Here is an 18,229-nt window from a genome sequence, read left to right on the forward strand (position 1 = left end):
TTACTCAGCAACGAACAATGGAACCGTCTCGGCGAGATCCGCCAGGCGCTGAAGCTCGTAAGCTCCTGAAACCTCGTACGATGACCGACTCCCTCGCCGGAACGGCCGGCTCCAGGCATCGGATCAGCCTTCGGGCATCGGCCGTTGCGGCGGGGTCGGGCCGGGATCGCTCCCGGGCACGCCGGTACGGGACGTGGCGGTACCGGATGTGGCGGTACCGGACGTCGCTGCACCGGGCATGGCGATACCAGATATGGCTCTACCGGACGTCGCTGCGCCGGACCTGCCGGACGCATCTCCGGTGAACACGAGAAGGCTGAGATCCCGACGGTTGGCGTCCTGCGCCGGGCACCTTCCGGCCGGGCCAGACAGGGGCCGGTACGGCCAGTTCGCATCGACGGTGGCCGGGTCCGGTCGCCCGCCGGGCCCGCGGGCACCCACGTACAGCCGCTCAGGACGAGGGCGCGGGACGCCCCGAAGATGGCGGCTCCGCGACAGGTCGTGGCCGGGTTGCTGGAATGGCGGCAGGCGGGCGGGATTCGCGTCCCGCGCGAGCACAGGCGTGTGACATCTCACACTGACTTTCGCCATCATGACCATCGGGCGACCATGTGACAAATCGCATCGAGGTCGTGGACGGTTCCCATCGGCGACCCGGGGCCGCCGCGTAGCGGCGGAGAGGAGTCACATGGTTGCGACGGAAACCTGGTCTATCAGCGAGCTGATCAATACTGTTCGTTATCCTCTCACCGAACCTTCGAGCCACGCCTGGCGGGACGTCGTCTCGTGGGCCCGGGCGGAACTGCGCACTCGCGGATGCTGTGTCCTCCCGGAATTCGTCCGGCCCTCCGCATTCACCGCGGTCGCACAGGAGTGCGCCACCGTCGCTCCGCTCGCGTATGACGAGGTCGAGACGGTCAACGCCTACAACATCGCGGTCGACCCGTCGTTGCCGGCCGATCATCCGGGCCGGTTCACGATGCGGCGGGGGAATGCCTTCGTCGCCCGCGACCAGATTCCCACCGAATTCGCCGTCCACCACCTCTACACCAGCGAGCTCTTCCAGCATTTCATCGCCGGCTGCTTCGACCTGCCGAGAGTCCACGAACTCGCCGACCCGCTGGCCGGACTGTGCCTCAACATCATCGCCCCCGGGCTGGAGCACCCCTGGCACTTCGACACGAACGAATTCGCGGTGAGCCTGCTCACGCAGGCGCCGCGGGCCGGGGGCGACTTCGAGTACTGCCCGAACATCAGGTCCGCGCAGGCGGAGAACTTCGCCGACGTGCGGGCCGTGCTGGCGGGCGAGGGCGGCCATCTGGTCCGGCGTCTCGCCCTCCGACCGGGTGATCTCCAGCTTTTCCTGGGCCGCTATTCGATGCACCGGGTGAGCCCGGTCGAGGGCGACACGGCCCGGCATTCCGCAATCTTCGCCTACACCGGGCACCCCGGGGTCGTCGGCAGTGTCGCGCGCACGAAGCAGCTCTTCGGCCGGGTCCTTCCGCGGCACCTGGCGGCGGAGAAGAGCGCGGTCCGCGTCGACCAGCTGCTGGACTAGCTGGACCAGAATGAGGTCGGCAAGCTGCGTCAGCACCGGCCCATCTGCCACCGGCCCATCTGCCCCGACCGCCCGTCACGAGGAGCGCCAGACGCGTGTATTCCGACGACAGCAGATATTCTGCCGAGACCACCGACTCCGACGGAACCACGAATTCCCCCGAGGCCGCGTACCCCACCGGGACGAGGCGGTTCGACGACAGCGGGAAGATCTCGCTCGACCACATCTACACGCAGCCCGACCCGCACGCCTACTTCAGTACCCTGCGGAAACTCGACTACCGTATCCCGCAGCTCGCCAAACCGTACTTCAGCCAGCTCATCCGGGAATTCCGGATGGTTTGGGGACGACCGCCGACAGTCTTGGACGTGGGCTGCTCCTACGGGATCAACGCCGCGCTGCTCCGCTGTGACGTGACGTTTGACGACCTGCACGAGCGCTACGCACCGCCCGGCAGCCGGCCGACCCGGGACGTGCTGCTCGCCCGTGACCGCGAACTCGTCCGGTCCCGCGACGGGCTGGAGACGAGCCGGTTCCTCGGTCTGGACAGCTCGGGGCCGGCCATCTCCTATGCGTCCGCGGCTGGGTTCCTCGATGACGCCGTGCACGCCAACCTGGAGGACCGTGACCCGACCGACGCCGAACGGGAGCGGCTCGCCGGAACGGACATCGTCGTCTCGACGGGCTGCCTCGGGTACGTCACCGAGCGGACCATCGCCCGGGTGGCCCGCGCGGCCGGTGAGCGCAGGCCGTGGATGGCCCACTTCGTGCTGCGGATGTTCCCGTTCGAACCGGTCGAGGCGACGCTCGCGGGGCTCGGGTATGAGACCGTGCACGTCAACGGCGTTTTCCGGCAGCGGCGCTTCGCCTCCGCCGAGGAGCAGTCGCTCGTGCTCGACACGCTGTCCACCGTCGGCATCGATCCACGGGGGCTGGAGGCCGAGGGCTGGCTGTACGCCCAGCTGCACATCTCTCGGCCGCGCGGGGTGACCAGTTCCTCGACCGCTCATCCCGCCTCCGGCCGGCGACCGGCGGCGACATCCACCCGGCCGGTTCCGCCAGGATGACGGGCGACCGGTGCCGGCGGCGTCCCCCGCGCGGCCGGTAGGTCGAGGGCGCCCCGGCCATCATGCGAGTCGGATGAACCGTACGAGCCGAATGTCCGATGGAACGCCCGCCACCCGTGGAATCTCGGCGACCATGGACCCAACGCAGCCTGTGGCGTTCACCATGACCGTGTCCCCGAGACGAGTTCCCCGAGACAACCCGAGGCCCAGCATGAATGCGATCAGTAGCTCCCAGCGATCCACCGGAACCTTCGCGAACGACGATCTGCTGCCCCGGGTGCCATTGCCCACGCTGGCGGAGAGCTGCGAACGTTTCCTTGCCTGGTCCGCGCCGCTGCTGACCCCGGCCGAGCGGGCGACAACCGAGGCAGCCGTCGCGGCCTTCCAGGCACCGGGCGGCCCCGGCCTCACCCTGCACGCGGCGCTGGAGCGCTACGACGCCACCGAGGGCGTACACAGCTGGCTGGACGGCTTCTGGGACTCCCGCTACCTCGGCCGGCGCGACCGCATCGCGCTCAACGCGAACTACATCTTCCTGTTCAAGGACGCCGAGGGTCTGTCCGCCGAGCAGCCGCAGGTGGAGCGGGCCGCCGGGCTCGTGGCGGCAGCCGTCGACTACAAGCTGCGCCTCGACGACGAGCGGGTCGAGCCGATTGTCCAGCGCGGCCAGACGCTGTCGATGGCGCAGAACACGTTCCTGTTCTCCACGACCCGGATCCCGGGAACGGTCCAGGACACCGTGCGCACCCCGTACAGCGAGCAGTGGCCCGGGCCGTCCCAGGCCCGCCACATCGTCGTCTTCCACCGGGGAAACATCGTCCGGCTGGACGTCGTCGGGCCGGACGGTCACCCGTACACCCTAGACGACCTCGCGGCGGGCCTGCGCGCCGTGGTGAAGGCCGCCGCATCGCGGATTCCGGCGGACGCCGCCGTCGGCCAGCTCACCACCAAGGCCCGGGCTGACTGGGCCGCGAGCTGCCAGACGCTGCTCGCTCTGGACCCCGCCAACGCGGCCGCGCTCGACACGATCGAGACCGCGCTGTTCGCCCTGTGCCTGGAAGACTTCACCCCCGAGGACAACCTGGCCGCGTGTGACCACCTGCTCCACGGCGACAGCGCCAACCGGTGGTTCGACAAGGCGGTGTCACTGATCGTTTTCGCCGACGGCCGGGCGGGCATCAACGTCGAGCACTGCGGGCTGGACGGGACGACGATCCTCAGCTTCGTCGACGACCTGCTGGGTACCTCGCCCGCGGAGCACTCGGCGAGCTCTGGCGCCCGGCCCCAGGGGCTACCCGTCATCGAGCCCGTCGAGTTCGTCCTCGACGCCAGCCTGCGGGCGGATGTGGCCGCCGCCGGCGCGTCGTTCGCGGAGTTCGCCGCGGCGACCGCCTCAACGGTGTTGTCCTTCACCGACTTCGGGCAGAACCGGACCAAGGCCCTGAAGACGTCACCGGACGCATTCGTGCAGCTCGCCTACCAGCTGGCGCACAGCCGGGCCAAGGGGCACATCGGCGCCACCTATGAATCGATCGCCACCCGGCACTGGCGGCGCGGCCGCACGGAAGCGATGCGGGTCGTCACCCCGGAGATCCAACGGTTCATGACCGTACTCAACGACCCGGACACCGACACCGCCACCCACCGGACCGCGTTCCGCGCCGCCGCCGACGCGCACGTGCGGAGCGCGAAGGACTGCCAGGCCGGGCGGGCCCCCGAGCAGCACCTGTGGGAGCTGCAGTTCATCGCCCGCCGCCAAGGCGAGCGGCTGGGGGTGACCGAGCCGATCGCGCTCTACGAGGCCCCGGGCTGGCTCAAGGCGCGCGACGACTACCTGAGCACCAGCTCCGCGCCGTCCACCAACGTCGAGTTCTTCGGCTTCGGGTCTACCAGCAGCCAGTGCATCGGCATCGCCTACGTGCTGCTGCCGGACCGGTTCAACCTCTACCTGAGCACGCCGCGTGCGGTCGCGGACGGGATGTACGCGTTCGCCGACCAGCTCCAGCAGGTCGTCACCGAGCTGCAGGACCTGCTCGCCACCAATGAGACGGGCGACGGGCCATTCAAGGCGGGCTATTCCAGGTAATTGATGATGCGGCCCATGCCCCGCTCCTGCCTTGTCCAGGCCTCCGCGAGCGCGGCCACCGGCATCAGGGATGCCCTGACCCGGCCGGCAGCCGGTGTCCCGGAAGCGGATCGGATGGCGCACCCCACCTCACTGGATCCACCACCGAGTACCGCCCTACCGGGGGTGACCGACGTAACAAGGGGATCGGGCCGAGGCCCGACTGCTAAACTTACGGACCATCAGCCTGGATGCGGAAGATTGCGGACGTAGGCGAACGAACCGTCTACGGGGCAGGCACATGCCGGAGGATCGCGATCTCATCGCCCGTTCCATGCCCCCGCGATCCGCTCTGGCCAACCACCGTTGTCGGGTCCGGTCGGACCAGATCCACCCGAGCGGCCCTAGCCGAGCGTTCCGATCCCATCGAGCTACCATCCTGCTAGCACCCTGGCCGACTGGCGCCCTGGCCAGAAGCGACGCAGTGGGCTCGGTCGTCGTCCCGCGCGGAAGCGGCGGTGTCGCTCGCCCGGCCGGCACGGGGAGCCGGGGTCGAACCGATGCGGCACGGAGAGGACGGACGGCGGTGGGTCAATGAGTTTGGCCACCGACCCCCGACAAAAGACGATCATCAGGACTCTCCGCGATCCCTCCACCGTCCGAGTACCACCCGGCGGAGGGCCGGGTGGGCTCCGGTGACCGGCCCGGACACATCCGCGCCGGCCACGGCCCAGCAGCACGAGTCACCACGCCCCCGGACGGAACCCGTGCCGGAGGTCACCGCCGCCCTGTCGCCACGACCGGAACAGTTCGACCAGGAGCGGACCCAGGTCATCCGCGGCCTGCGCGGCCGCCGGGTCCCGGCCGTGGAAGCCTTCGGGACGGCACTGGACGGGCCGACCCCCGAGGGGCTGCTCCCCCTGTGGGGTCCCGCGACCGGCGAATGGCTCATCCCCCCGATCGGCCGCGGCGAGCTCCACCGGGGGCGCGAGGCACCGGCAGTCCGGGATTGTGGGGAACCGGTCGACTACGGGCTGACCATCCTGGACGACGGCGGTCCGGCCGGTGGTCGCCACCATGACGAGCGACCGACCCGGGGTTCCAGCCGCTCGCGGGCCATCTGGACACTCGTCGACCAGGTGCTCTCCAGCGGGACGAACGCCGTGATGTCCTTCGTCATCGCCCACAGCGTCAGCAAGTCCGAGTTCGGGGCCTTCGCCGTCGCCTTCGCGATCTTCTCATTGATGATCGGGTTCTCGAAGGCCGTCGGCACCGCTCCGCTGGGGATGAAGTTCTCCGACGTGCCGCCGCGGGTGTTTCGGGTGGCCGGCGCGGCGGGGACCGGCACCGCCCTCGTGATCGGGCTGGTCTGCGGGGTCGTGACGCTTGCCGTCGGTGCGGCGATGGGCGGCTCGGTCGGCGCCTCACTGGTCGCGATGGGACTGGTCTTTCCCACGCTGCTGCTCCAGGACGCCTGGCGGCAGGTCTTCTTCGCCGAGGGTCGCCCGGCCGCCGCCGCCGCCAACGACGGGATCTGGGCGATCGTCCAGTTCGCCGCCATCTACGCGCTGATCGTCCGCGACGTCTCCAGCTCGTGGGCGATGCTGCTGGCCTGGGGCGGCGCCGCCGCGGTCGCCGCCATGCTGGGCGTCACGCAGGCCGGCTTCAAGCCGGCGCCGAGCCTCGTGCGCCAGTGGGTCGTCGAACACCGCGATGTCAACGGGTACATGAGCGCCGAGTACCTCACCGTCCAGGGCGCCCAGCAGGCATCCACCCTGCTGCTCGGTACGCTGGGCGCGATCGACCTGGTCGGCGCGCTGCGCGGGGTGCAGACCCTGCTCGGACCGACGACCATTCTCGCGGTCGGGATCGTGAGCTGGGCCATCCCCGAGTTCTCCCGCCGCAAGGACCTCTCGGCCGCAGCCCGGGTCCGCGCTGCCTACGCCCTGTCCGCGGTGATCGTCGCGGCCGGCGCCGCCTGGGGGACGATCTTTCTCGTCCTGCCGACGAGCATCGGGCACTCGCTGCTCGGCCAGACCTGGGAGCAGACCCACGACCTGCTGGCGCTGTCCATCGTGCAGCAGGCGGGCCCCGCAGCGACGGTCGGGCCGGCCTGCATGCTCTACGCGCTCGGCAAGGCCAAGCTCACCTTCCGCGCGAATGCGGTGCTCGCCCCCCAGCTTGTCGTCTATCCGATCGTCGGTCTGGAGATCGGCGGCGGCACCGGCGCGGTCTGCGGTTACATACTTGCCTTCTGGGTGACCGTACCCATCTGGTTCATCCTCGTCCGCCGGGCCGCACGGGAGGTGGAACGGGACACGGCGATCGCCCTTTCCGGCGAGCCGGCCGGACCGGACGTACAGGGCCGAGTTCCGGAGCACCCGACCGGGACCGGCAATGATCAATGATAATGATGTTTCACGGTAACGTACAAGCTGTGTGCAAGATGTTCGGCCGACCGCGTCGAGGCGGTGTCCGAGGCGTCGAGGCCACCACGATGAGCGCTGCCGGGCCAGGGCCGGTAGGGGGGTTGCGATGATTCTGCGTATTCTTTATCGATCGGTCGGTTCGGAGAACACGAAGAACCGACCGACCTTCTACAGCAAGATGCTTGCGTTGGCCTCTCTCCTCCGGGCCGTCGAGAACGTCGACATCCCGGTACGGATCGTCTTCGTCAATGACGGCCCTATGCCGGCGGAGCGTCTTGCCGTGATGACGTCCGCCGGCGAGGTGCAGTCGGTGCAGTGCGGCAGCAATCGCGCGTCCTACCGGTACGTGCTGCGGATGCCGCGGGTCCGGCGCTGGTCGCCGGACGATCTGGTCTGGCTCGCCGAAGATGACTATTTGTACACGGAAAAATCGCTTTCCAGTCTCGTCGCGGCAGCGACCGCGCTCCCCCCGGTCGATTACTTCACCCTTTACAGCACGCTGCGATTCTCCTCAACCACCACCCGCCGCCGGCCAATGATCCACCGGGACGGCGGCAGCAACTCCCACGCGCCGGTGGTCGACGGCGTGACCTGGGCCAGGGCCGCCACCACGACCAGCACGTTCGGTCTGCGGGTCGGCACCCTGCTCGAGGACGAACTGCTGCTGCGCTCGATCCCGTTCGTCGGCGGCGCCTTCGACCGCGCGACCTGTCTCACCCTGCAGGGTTTCCAGCCCTTCCGGCTGGCCGAGCTGAGCGGGGAACCGCCTGCGTTCGCCCCGCCATCCCCCGCCGCGCGGATCGCTCGTCGGGTGGTGCTGAGCGGGCTGCGCACGACACTCAACGCCGTCGCCTTGGCGCGGCCCGAACGGCTGCGCCGCACGATGCTGGTGCCGGAGCCCTCCATGGCCACGCACATGGAGCTGGGTGAGGCGCTCGTTCCCGGTCACGACTGGGCGGTCGAGGCCGAGGCCGTGCAGACCTGGCTACAGGCTCGGCGGCCCGGCCCGGTGGAGACGCCGCTGCTCGGCGCCATTGCCACGGCTTCGGGTACGCACGGACCCTCCACCATGCACAGACCCTCCGTCGCGTGAGACCGCGACCGGCACCGCGAGGGTGGGGGTCTGCCGGCCGCCGCACCGTCCGCGCCGCCCGGACGAGGAACAGACGTGCCGCCCATCCGCGGCCACTCCCGCTGCCGCTGCTCCTCCTGCTGGTCATCGGCCTGGTCGCCGACGGGCTCAGCTCCTGCTCGAACAAACCCAAGCCGCCCCAGCCCGGCGGCGTGCGCTGGGTCTCCGGCGCCAACGGCAACTACCCCGCGGACGTCAACCTCTGGTCGGTCTTCACCGGCCGCAAGGTGGACCTGGCCGTCGTCTTCACGGATCGGCAGGACTGGACCAACCTGGTCTCGGCCGGCTGGCCGACGCAGGCCTTCACCCGGGACAAGTTCCCCGGCGGCCTGTCGGTCGCCCAGCCGATGTTTCCCAAAGACGGCGACGAGGCCACCTGCGCGACTGGCGCCTACGACAACTACTGGCGGCAGTTCGGCACCACGCTGACGACGTTCGGCCGCGGCGACGCCTTCGTCCGGCTCGGCTGGGAGTTCAACGGCGACTGGTTCTGGTGGTATCCACGCGACGTCGAGACCTGGAAGACCTGCTACCGCCGCACGGTCCTGGCGATCCGGTCGACCGCGCCGCACGTGCGGATCGACTGGAACATGACCGCGCACCGGGATCACCTGCCGGTAAGCGGTCAGGACATCTGGGACGCCTATCCCGGTGACGACTACGTCGACGTGGTCAGCATCGACTCCTACGACTCCTACCCCGCGTCCGTCAGTAAGACAATCTGGGACCGGCAATGTCATCTGCGGTCCGGTCTGTGCACGGTGATCGCCTTCGCCCGCGCCCACGGCAAGAAGTTCGCCGTTCCGGAGTGGGGTCTGGTGCGCACGACCGGCGGCGGTGGCGACAACCCCTACTACATCCAGAAGATGTACGAGACCTTCACCGCGAACGCCGACGCCCTGGCCTACGAGGCGTACTTCAACAACGCCGAGGAGGGGAACGTGGAGTCCTCGCTGTACAGGCCGGTACTGAACCCGAACGCGGCGGAACGCTATCTGGCGCTGTTCGGCGTCCGCTGACCGCGCTCGCCTACTCCTGCTGCGAAGCCTGCGGGCATCGCCGGCTTCGGCGTGCCCGACCGGCTTCTCCCGTCCCCGGCCGGCGATAGCGGCAGGCCGGGCACGGGAGAACCATCAGGCCAGGGCGGCCTCGAGGTCCTCGCGGATCTCCTCGGGGGTGACGGTCGGCTCGTACCGGCGGACCACTTTTCCGTCCGGGTCGACAAGGAACTTGGTGAAGTTCCACTTGATCTCGTCGGTGCCGATCGCTTCCGGCCGGATCTTCTTGATGTGCTCGTAGAGGAAACCCGCATCGGGCCCGAAGTCACCGGGCGCCTCGGAACGCAGGTGGGTGTACAGCGGGGCCGCGTCGGGTCCGTTCACCTCGATCTTCCTCAGGACCGGGAAGGTGACGTCGAACTTCGTGGCGCAGAACTCCTGGATCTCGGCATCGGTGCCCGGCTCCTGCCCGCCGAACTGGTTGCACGGGAAGCCGAGGATCTCCAGGCCGCGGCCGTGCAGATCCCGGTACAGGGACTCCAGCCCCTCGTACTGCGGCGTCAGACCGCATTTGCTGGCAACGTTGACAATCAGCAACGTCTGGCCGGCGTAGTCGCCGAGCGAGCGGGAGGTTCCGTCCGCGGCATCGACGGTGAAGTCATGGACAGTCATGGACACCTGACTCTCGATGAGGGCGAGCTGGGACTTCGCGGCCGGTCTCCGGCCGCCGAGCGACTTCGACGCTATCCCCCAGAAGTTTTTATGTCATCGAGTTGGTTGCATAACCCGTCAGCGAGGCGAACCGGTGCCTCACGACCGGGATCGACACCGGGATGGCTGGCGCCCCCGGTCGGGACCGGTCAGGGCCGACCTGGGTGTCTGCGATGCTCATGGGATCCGGAACGGATACTCACGGGTCCCGCGACGGCCCCCCAAGACGACGAACAGGAACGTCAGAGATGACCATCGAACCCGAACTGTTGAAGATCCTCGCCTGCCCGGTCGACAAGGGACCGCTGGAGCTCGTCGACGGCTGGCTGGTCAACCCGCGTCTCGGCCATCGCTACGAGATCCGCGACGACGTTCCGATCCTGCTCAGGCCGGATCACGTCGACCCGGCCGTGGCGCGCTCCTCGTCCTGATCCGACCCAGGACCTCCCTCTGCCCGGGCTGAGCTTCTACCCGGGACTGGGCTTCCGCCGGGTCTGGGACGGGCAGGGGAAAGGATCGGAAATCGGTCGGGGCCCGAGGAGAAGATCCCCGGGCCCCGACCGTCGGTGACGGGAGTCGGCTACTCCCGACCGAACTGCTCACGCAGCCGACGCAGCGCCTCTTCATCGATCGCCGAGGAAGGCTGCTCGGACTGGGAGGTGTAGGAGGAGGGGGCCGCCGCGGCGGCGTCGGCCTCCTGCGCGGCCCGGATCTGGACCTGGTGCGCCTCGAAGCGGGCCTGGGCCTCGGCGTACTGCCGCTCCCATTCCGCCTGCTGCTCCTCGTAACCTTCGAGCCATTCCCCGGTCTCGGGGTCGAAGCCTTCGGGGTAGACGTAGTTACCCTGCTCGTCGTACTTGGCTTCCATGCCGTACTGGCTCGGGTCGAACGCCTCGCCGTCGACAGCCAGCCCTGTCGCCTCGTTCGCCTGCTTGAGCGACAGGCTGATGCGGCGGCGGTCGAGGTCGATGTCGATGACCTTCACCAGGATCTCGTCACCGACGTTCACGACCTGCTCGGGGATCTCCACGTGCCGCTCGGCCAGCTCGGAGATGTGGACCAGCCCCTCGATGCCCTCGTCCACCCGGACGAACGCACCGAACGGCACCAGCTTCGTGACCCGGCCTGGAACGACCTGACCGATCGCGTGGGTCCGGGCGAACTGACGCCACGGGTCCTCCTGCGTCGCCTTCAGCGACAGCGAGACCCGCTCGCGGTCCAAGTCGACATCGAGGACCTCGACGGTAACCTCCTGGCCGACCTCGACCACCTCGGACGGGTGGTCGATGTGCTTCCAGGACAGCTCGGAGACGTGCACGAGGCCGTCCACACCGCCGAGGTCCACGAAGGCGCCGAAGTTGACGATGGAGCTGACCACGCCCTTGCGGATCTGGCCCTTGGCCAGCTGGGCGAGGAACTCGGAACGGACTTCGCTCTGGGTCTGCTCGAGCCAGGCCCGCCGCGAGAGCACAACGTTGTTGCGGTTCTTGTCCAGCTCGATAATCTTGGCTTCGAGCTCGCGGCCCACGTAGGGCTGCAGATCGCGGACCCGGCGCATCTCCACAAGCGAAGCCGGCAGGAAGCCACGCAGGCCGATGTCGAGGATGAGACCACCCTTGACGACCTCGATCACGGTGCCGGTGACGACACCGTCCTCGTCCTTGAGCTTCTCGATCGTGCCCCAGGCGCGCTCGTACTGCGCACGCTTCTTGGACAGGATCAGGCGGCCTTCCTTGTCCTCCTTCTGGAGGACAAGGGCCTCGACGTGATCGCCCACACTGACGACCTCGTGCGGGTCGACGTCGTGCTTGATCGACAGTTCCCGGGACGGGATCACGCCCTCGGTCTTGTAGCCGATGTCGAGCAGCACCTCGTCGCGGTCGACCTTGACGATGATGCCGTCAACGATGTCGCCATCGTTGAAGAACTTGATCGTCTTGTCGACGGCCGCAAGGAAGTCTTCGGCCGAGCCGATGTCGTTGACCGCTACCTGTGGTGTGGTCGGGCTGGGCGAGATGGTCACGGTCTCCACGGGTCGTACGTCGGTGGTGCTCGTCAAGGGGTCGGCTCCGGCTAGGGGTGGTCGTCCGCGCGAGGGCCGGATCGAACCGCCGGGACCGAGGGACAGAAACAACGCCAAAAACGAAGAAACTGTCAGAAACGATAACGACGCTCGAGTGGATCCGCTCGGTCTGAGACCCACAGACCCTCGTGCACGCCCCCAAGTCTAGGGACGGGTGTCCAGGGTGGTCAACGGACGCCCGTACCAAGACGTGCGCCGTCCGCCATCACTCTCACTCTGCGCAGACACATGACGTCCATATGTAGTTTTTGGTGGCGGCGCGGCACCACGGTAGGCGGGACAACGCCGTCCCGCGGATCGTCGCGGCACACGGGTGGGAACGTGTGCGGACGGGACACGACAGGGACTGACGGCGCAGATCGGTTGAAAAGTGGATAAATGGGTGAGTTCGTGGCGTCCGATTCCCGACACCTGCCGACGGCCTGGCCTCGCGGCGCCCGACGCCCGGTCATTTTCGGGTCAGCGCCGGCTCGCCGATCCCCCGCACTCGGGCCCCCCGCACTCGGCCGGCTGTGCCCCAGGCCCACCAGGCTGCGGCGCGGGCTGCGGCCCGAGCCATTCCAGACCGTCGAACTCGACCCGGGGCTGCTTCCACCCGGCGCGCGACGCCCGTCCATCCGGCACGCCGGGCAGGTCGGGATCGAGGGACCGGACCGGAGGGGACGGGTCTCGCGCGTCCCGGTCCGTCATGTTCCGTGGTGACATGAGGCCTGACGCGAGTGGCACCGTCGGGCTATCGACGGGCTTTCCGATCACCTCGACCTCGCCCGGCGATCCGCCGGCCCCGCTCACGAGGCCGCCCTCCCCGCCCCTCGCCGCCCCTTCGAAGCGCCTCGCCACCCATCTGTCGGCCCGCCGGGCCCACTCCCGGGAGAGGGTGATGCAGGGACGCTCGATCAAAAAGTGCGTCACGGTGGAGACCCCGACGGTCAGGGTGAGGACCACCAGGAGAAACGGCGGGTAGGGGATCTTCCACAGCCGCCAGCCGCTGTGCTCCAGCACCAGGTCGATGACGGCCGAGTGCCACAGATAGATGCCGTACGAGATCGCTCCGAGGAAGGCCAGCGGACGGCTGGCCAGCAGCGGCCGCACCCAGCCGCGGTCGCCGTGGCCGAACACCGCCGGGAGCAGCAGGAAGAAGCCGAACAACCCGTAGCCCAGGTGCTTGCCCATGTCCTGGCTCCGCGTGGCTTCGAAGATCGGCACGAGCGGCAGGCCGAGATGCCTGCTCGACACCCAGTAGAAGAACGCGGCGATACCCCAGCACACCGTGCCCGAGCCGGGCAGCTCCGCCCAGCGCGGCGACCTGCCCTGCCGGGAGTACCAGGCCGAGAGCACGGCGAGCAGCATGCCCATGGCGAACAGGTCCCACCAGACCGGCAGCCAGACGTTCCAGCCGTTCATCCAGGTCTGCGTGGACGGAATCACCAGGTAGTGAACGATCTTGGCGGCAACGAACGTAACCGCGAGCGCGGCGAGTTCCACGCGCAACTGGGCTGCGGGCGGACGGTCCCGCCGACGCAGCAGCCACGCGTACACCGGTATCGCCAGATAGAACGCCGCCTCGACGTCCAGGGTCCAGGCCTGGGTGAGGCCCTGGATCGCCCAGTGCTCCTGATAACCCTGGACGAAGAACGCCGTCTGGAGCAGACCGGCCAAGCCGTGCACGCCGACCCGCTTGCTGCTGACCACGGTCAGCGTAACGGCGAGCGCCACCCAGTACAGCGGGACGATCCGCATGAACCGCCGGACCAGGTAGCCGGCGGCGTCCGAGCCGCGGATGCCGGCGAACCGGGCGGCGACGAACGGACGGTAGAGCAGGAACCCGGAGATCAGGAAGAAGACCGCGACACCGATCTCACCCCGGGCGGTGTAGGGGCCCAGCCAGCTGCTGGTGGTGAAACCAGCGGGAAACGCGGTGTGCACGACGACCACGAGGACCGCCGCGATCGCGCGCAGGCCGCCGAAGCCGTCGAAGACGACCTTGGGTGGACGGACCGGCGCGGGAGTGCGCGGTTCGGGGATGGAAGCGGTGCCGGCCGGGCCGGCGGCTGCGCCGGAATCGGCTGCGGCCGTGAGGGAAAGGGCGGGTCCATTCACCGACCGAGCGCCCGGAGATCAGCGAGGTCCGGCACCCAGGCAACGTACCAGTCCGTGTGCGCGACCACGTCGATACCCCGAGCGAACCCACCCTTTCTACCCGGCCGGACGGTCTACCCGACCAGCCAGTCCGCGCACAGAGGCCGGCCGGCGGGTCCGCACCCAGGGGCCCCGACCCGCCGGTCCGCGAACCTACCGCAGCACCCGAGCCACTACACGACGCCCGAGCCACCGCGCGGTGGCCGTGATCGCGACGGCGGCGAGCAGCACGATCGCGGGCTCCGCGGCGGCCCGGAACCGGGTCGTCCCGTAGATCGCGACCGAGGCGAGGCTCAGGGCGATTGGCACGGCGAGCAGTGGCAGCAGCACGACCCGGCGGCGGCGCAGCACCACGACCCCGGCGAGCGCCGCGATCTCCAACGGCCACAGCGTGACCATCCCGACCTGGCTGAGGAGCAGGGGGCGCCGCTCGATGGTGTCCAGCCGGGCCTGCTGCCAGGGCCGGTAGACCCCCCACGTCCGACCGAGCCGCGCCGCGGCCACCCGGGGCAGGCTGCGCTCGTTGTGTTCGATGTAGTCGTACGCGGCCCGGCGGTAGAACACATCCCGTTCGGAGCGTTCCTGGGGCGAGGGTGGCAACGCCAGGATGCAGTCGAACGACCACCAGCCGACGTACCGACCGGAGTAGCTGGCCGGGCAGTGGGTGACCGCCAGGGTGGAGCCGAGCCCGGTGGACAGGTACTCCGGCTCGCTGAACCGGGACAGGTTGTAGATGGTCCAGGGCGCGATCGTGAGCGCACTCACCGCCGCCGCGACAGCCACCAGGGCGATCCGGCGCCGCCAGGCGAGTTCACGGGCCGTGGCGACGAGTGGCACCACCAGCACCACGGCGAGCAGCGCCAGTTCCGCTCGCGCGAGCATCACCGCAGCGAGAGCCACTCCGAGCCAGGCGGCGTCGGCGACTGTCCGCCGGTCTCGGAACCGGTAGGCGGCAAGGATGCTCCACGCGCAGGTGAGGATCCCGGTCGTCTCCGACATCAACAGCGGGTCGTTGAGCCACATGCCCGGATAGACAGCGGCGATCCCGGCCGCCACCAGTCCGGTCACGGGGCCGGCGATCCGCCGCCCGGCGAGGGCGACGAGCACGATCGACAGCACGCCGAGCAGACACGAGAACAGCTGGTGGGACAGGAAGCTGGTGAATCCGAGCACCGACGGCACGGCCAGCAGCCCGCTGGTCAGTGGGGGGTGCTGGGCGTCGGGGACGTAGCGGCCGGACAGGGCGAGTTCGTAGGGATCGGGCCAGCCCCGGCCGTCGGCGAAGAGGTTCGCCGCCTCGTGGTAGTAGTACGGGTCCCCCTGCACGACCGCCGGATGCAGCCAGTGGAACAGGTAGAACAGGCGGACGGCGAGACCGAGCAGCCCGATCGCGGCCAGCCACAGGTGCCAGCGCCCGGGCCGCGCCCGCCCCAGCATCGCGGAGAACCCCGACATCACGGGGAATCCCAACGTGGGTTGGCCCGTGGACACCGCCGGCGCCGGGGCCACCATCCGGGGGAACCCCGCCGTGGTCTCAGACACGCGCGGAAGGTACCAATGTCCCGATAACGGCTCGACACCGCGTCCGCCGCGACAGCGGCGAGCACACCGCGCGTACGTCCTTCCACGCCGCTGCGATTAGCCTTGCCTGTCGTATGTCCTGGCGAGGTCGCAGCTGACGCAACCCCCGGCGACGAGGAGGGAACGAGGCTGACCAGCAACGACGCCGACACCTTCCCGCTCGCCTCCGGTGGGCGCCACCGCCGGGTGGCACCCGGACCGGAGCCCACCGACACCGTCCCGATCAATACCCGCCTGGGCGGGACTCGCCCGGGGCCCGGGGCCACCCGGACGCCGGCCGGACCTCCTTACCGGTCTCCCGGGACGGCGACGGCACCCGGGACGAGAGCCCGGACCGGCACGCGCGAGGCGACGGGGCCGCTGCGGGTCGAGGAGGATCTCGACGCCACCGGACCCGTGCTCGCGCCGCTCGGGCACTCCCCCGCGCTCGACGGCCTGCGCGCGCTCGCGGTCACGGCCGTCATCGCCTATCACGCCGGCGTCTCGTGGATGCCCGGCGGCCTGCTCGGCGTCGACACCTTCTTCGTCCTCTCCGGGTTCCTCATCACCGGCCTGCTGATCGCCGAGTACCGCTACAACCGGCGCATCGACCTTCGCGCCTTCTGGATCCGCCGGTCCCGCCGCCTGATGCCGGCGCTGCTGCTGCTGCTGCTCGGGGTGGCGGCCTACGCCCGCTGGATCGCCTCCCCCGGCGACGTGGGAACCCTGCGGCTGGACGCGCTCTCCACGCTGCTCTATGTCGCAAACTGGCGTTTCGCGCTGTCCGACCAGAGCTACTTCGACCACTTCTCGGCTCCGTCACCCCTCCTGCACACCTGGTCACTATCCGTTGAGGAGCAGTTCTACGTCCTGTGGCCGCTGATCGTCTACCTGCTGATGCGGCACAGCGCGAAGACCGTGGACCGCTGGCGCCGGCAGCGCCAGAAGGCCCAGTCGCTCGCGCTCACGGTCGCGGTCCTCGGCGCCGAGGCGTCCGCGTTGGTGGGCCTCGCCCTGCTCGTGGTCGGGACGCACCCCTCCCGGATCTACTACGGCACCGACAGCCGCGCCCAGGCCCTGCTGGTCGGGGCCGCCCTCGCCGTCTGGCGGGCCCAGCGGACGACCCCGATCTCCGCCCGGGCCCGGTCGGTCATGTCGGTCGTCGGCTGTGTCGCCACCGCTGCGATGATTCTCCTCTGGACAACGGTGAGTGGGGAGAGCCGCGGACTCTACGCCGGCGGCTTCCTCGGGGTTGCGATCATCGTGATGCTGCTGGTCGCCTCGCTCGTGGAAGCGCCCCGAGGCCCGGTGGCGAGGGTGCTGGCCACCGCCCCGCTGACCTTCGTCGGCCGCATCTCGTACGGCCTGTACCTGTGGCACTGGCCGATCTTCCTCACGCTGACGGCGACCCGCACCGGGACGAACGGCGTGGTCCTGCTGGGGCTCCGCCTCGCCGCCACGCTGGCGATCACGCTGGCCTCGTTCCACCTCGTGGAGAACCCGATCCGGCGGGGCAAAGTACGCTTCCCCATCCCGCAGGTGACGGTGCCCGCCGCCCTGGGCGGGGTGCTCGCGGTGATCCTGCTGGCGACCGCCGGGACGTCGGCGTCGGTGCGCACTCCCGCGGACCTGGAGGCGTTGGCGCGGCGGGCGGCGACCTCCCCACAACCGGCCGTCGCCGTCAAGGCCGGCGGGAACCCCCCGATCAAGGTCCTGCTCGGCGGCGACTCGGTGGCTCTCACCCTGGGGTTCAGCGACTTCTCCTCGATGGCCGCCCAGCAGGGTATGGAGATCCACGACTTCTCCAAGCTGGGGTGTGGCGTCGCACGGGGGATGCAGCGGCGCATCCTCGGCAGCGCCGGTCCCACCACCGACGGATGCGACCAGTGGCCGCAACGGTTCACCCAACGGGTGAACGAGGTCAACCCCGCGCTCGCGATCCTGCTGGTCGGTCGCTGGGAGGTCACCGACCAGATGCGGGACGGCCGGTGGACGCACATCGGCGATCCGGGGTTCGACGCCTACCTCGGCCGGGAACTCGACCTCGCCATCGACACGCTCGGCGCCAAGGGTGCCAGGGTGGTGCTCCTGACGACCCCGGTGTTCAAGCCGACCGAGGCGCCGAACGGCGGCATCTACCCGGAGACGAAGGCCGAACGGGTGGTGCGGTTCAACGCGCTGCTGCGGGCCGCGGCGGCTCGCCATCCCGGCGTCACCGTGATCGACATCACGTCAATTCTCACTCCTGGTGACAAGTACGTCGACGAACTGGACGGTGTCCGGCTACGCGACGACGACGGTGTGCACATCTCCAATGGCGGTGCCCGACGGATCGGTGTCGCGATCATTCCCCAGCTTCTCCGGATCGCCCGGGGAGCAGCGGCCGCCGCACCCGCGCCGACCACGCCGACCACGGGAGCGGGACCCGACTGACCCGCCCGCTTTACCCGACGCTAACCTTCCGCCCAGTACCGGGCGGTCTACAGG

The 18,229-nt window shown here is 69.4% G+C and carries 12 protein-coding genes; 8 read left to right on the plus strand and 4 right to left on the minus strand.

Annotation, left to right across the window (positions count from 1 at the left end; translation table 11 throughout):
• The first annotated feature begins 688 nt into the window (after positions 1-688).
• The 6 genes from AC08OX_RS06195 (at position 689) to AC08OX_RS06220 (ending at position 9,270) form a co-directional block, all read left to right on the plus strand.
• Complete coding sequence (locus AC08OX_RS06195) at positions 689-1,558, plus strand: HalD/BesD family halogenase (protein WP_476606931.1); 870 nt, start codon at positions 689-691, stop codon at positions 1,556-1,558.
• 95 nt (positions 1,559-1,653) lie between these two features.
• The gene (locus tag AC08OX_RS06200) at positions 1,654-2,625 is read left to right on the plus strand and encodes a class I SAM-dependent methyltransferase (RefSeq protein ID WP_476606932.1); all 972 of its coding nucleotides are present in this window, start codon (positions 1,654-1,656) and stop codon (positions 2,623-2,625) included.
• A gap of 211 nt (positions 2,626-2,836) precedes the next feature.
• The gene (locus tag AC08OX_RS06205) at positions 2,837-4,711 is read left to right on the plus strand and encodes a choline/carnitine O-acyltransferase (protein WP_476606933.1); all 1,875 of its coding nucleotides are present in this window, start codon (positions 2,837-2,839) and stop codon (positions 4,709-4,711) included.
• Between the two features lie 746 nt (positions 4,712-5,457).
• Positions 5,458-7,098: a hypothetical protein gene (locus AC08OX_RS06210; protein WP_476606934.1), complete on the plus strand. Its 1,641-nt coding sequence runs from the start codon at positions 5,458-5,460 to the stop codon at positions 7,096-7,098.
• Positions 7,099-7,225: 127 nt separating this feature from the next.
• Entirely contained in the window at positions 7,226-8,212 is a 987-nt protein-coding gene (locus tag AC08OX_RS06215; RefSeq protein ID WP_476606935.1) for a hypothetical protein, read from the plus strand.
• On the plus strand, positions 8,209-9,270 hold the full coding sequence (locus AC08OX_RS06220; protein WP_476606936.1) for a glycoside hydrolase family 26 protein: 1,062 nt from the start codon (positions 8,209-8,211) through the stop codon (positions 9,268-9,270). Before AC08OX_RS06215 ends, AC08OX_RS06220 begins: the two co-directional genes overlap by 4 nt.
• 114 nt (positions 9,271-9,384) lie before the next feature.
• Here AC08OX_RS06220 and AC08OX_RS06225 read toward each other — a convergent pair whose 3' ends face one another.
• On the minus strand, positions 9,385-9,921 hold the full coding sequence (locus tag AC08OX_RS06225; RefSeq protein ID WP_476606940.1) for a glutathione peroxidase: 537 nt from the start codon (positions 9,919-9,921) through the stop codon (positions 9,385-9,387).
• A 287-nt stretch (positions 9,922-10,208) separates the two neighbouring features.
• On the opposite strand from AC08OX_RS06225, the gene AC08OX_RS06230 reads away from it, so the two are divergent.
• A complete protein-coding gene (locus AC08OX_RS06230; protein WP_011435508.1) occupies positions 10,209-10,391 on the plus strand; it encodes a Trm112 family protein in 183 nt (60 codons plus the stop codon).
• A gap of 149 nt (positions 10,392-10,540) precedes the next feature.
• Here the strand turns inward: AC08OX_RS06230 and rpsA are convergent, their stop codons facing one another.
• The 3 genes from rpsA to AC08OX_RS06245 form a co-directional block, all read right to left on the minus strand.
• Positions 10,541-12,019, minus strand: coding sequence for a 30S ribosomal protein S1 (gene rpsA / locus AC08OX_RS06235; protein ID WP_011435507.1), 1,479 nt, complete (start codon positions 12,017-12,019; stop codon positions 10,541-10,543).
• A 483-nt stretch (positions 12,020-12,502) separates the two neighbouring features.
• Positions 12,503-14,143, minus strand: coding sequence for an acyltransferase family protein (locus AC08OX_RS06240; protein WP_476606937.1), 1,641 nt, complete (start codon positions 14,141-14,143; stop codon positions 12,503-12,505).
• Between the two features lie 192 nt (positions 14,144-14,335).
• Positions 14,336-15,637 (minus strand): glycosyltransferase family 39 protein, encoded by a 1,302-nt coding sequence (locus AC08OX_RS06245; RefSeq protein ID WP_476606941.1) that lies wholly within the window; start codon positions 15,635-15,637, stop codon positions 14,336-14,338.
• A 189-nt stretch (positions 15,638-15,826) separates the two neighbouring features.
• On the opposite strand from AC08OX_RS06245, the gene AC08OX_RS06250 reads away from it, so the two are divergent.
• Positions 15,827-18,175, plus strand: coding sequence for a DUF459 domain-containing protein (locus tag AC08OX_RS06250; protein WP_476606938.1), 2,349 nt, complete (start codon positions 15,827-15,829; stop codon positions 18,173-18,175).
• The last annotated feature ends 54 nt before the right edge of the window (positions 18,176-18,229 follow it).

The organism is Frankia sp. CoBUL1 (assembly GCF_978021245.1).

Excerpts from the sequence above, each read along its gene's own strand:
- AC08OX_RS06205 (WP_476606933.1), top strand. The coding sequence starts at position 2,837 with ATGAATGCGATCAGTAGCTCCCAGCGATCCACCGGAACCTTCGCGAAC.
- AC08OX_RS06215 (WP_476606935.1), top strand. The coding sequence starts at position 7,226 with ATGATTCTGCGTATTCTTTATCGATCGGTCGGTTCGGAGAACACGAAG.
- AC08OX_RS06230 (WP_011435508.1), top strand. The coding sequence starts at position 10,209 with ATGACCATCGAACCCGAACTGTTGAAGATCCTCGCCTGCCCGGTCGAC.
- AC08OX_RS06245 (WP_476606941.1), bottom strand. The coding sequence starts at position 15,637 with ATGTCGGGGTTCTCCGCGATGCTGGGGCGGGCGCGGCCCGGGCGCTGG.
- AC08OX_RS06195 (WP_476606931.1), top strand. The coding sequence starts at position 689 with ATGGTTGCGACGGAAACCTGGTCTATCAGCGAGCTGATCAATACTGTT.
- AC08OX_RS06225 (WP_476606940.1), bottom strand. The coding sequence starts at position 9,921 with ATGACTGTCCATGACTTCACCGTCGATGCCGCGGACGGAACCTCCCGC.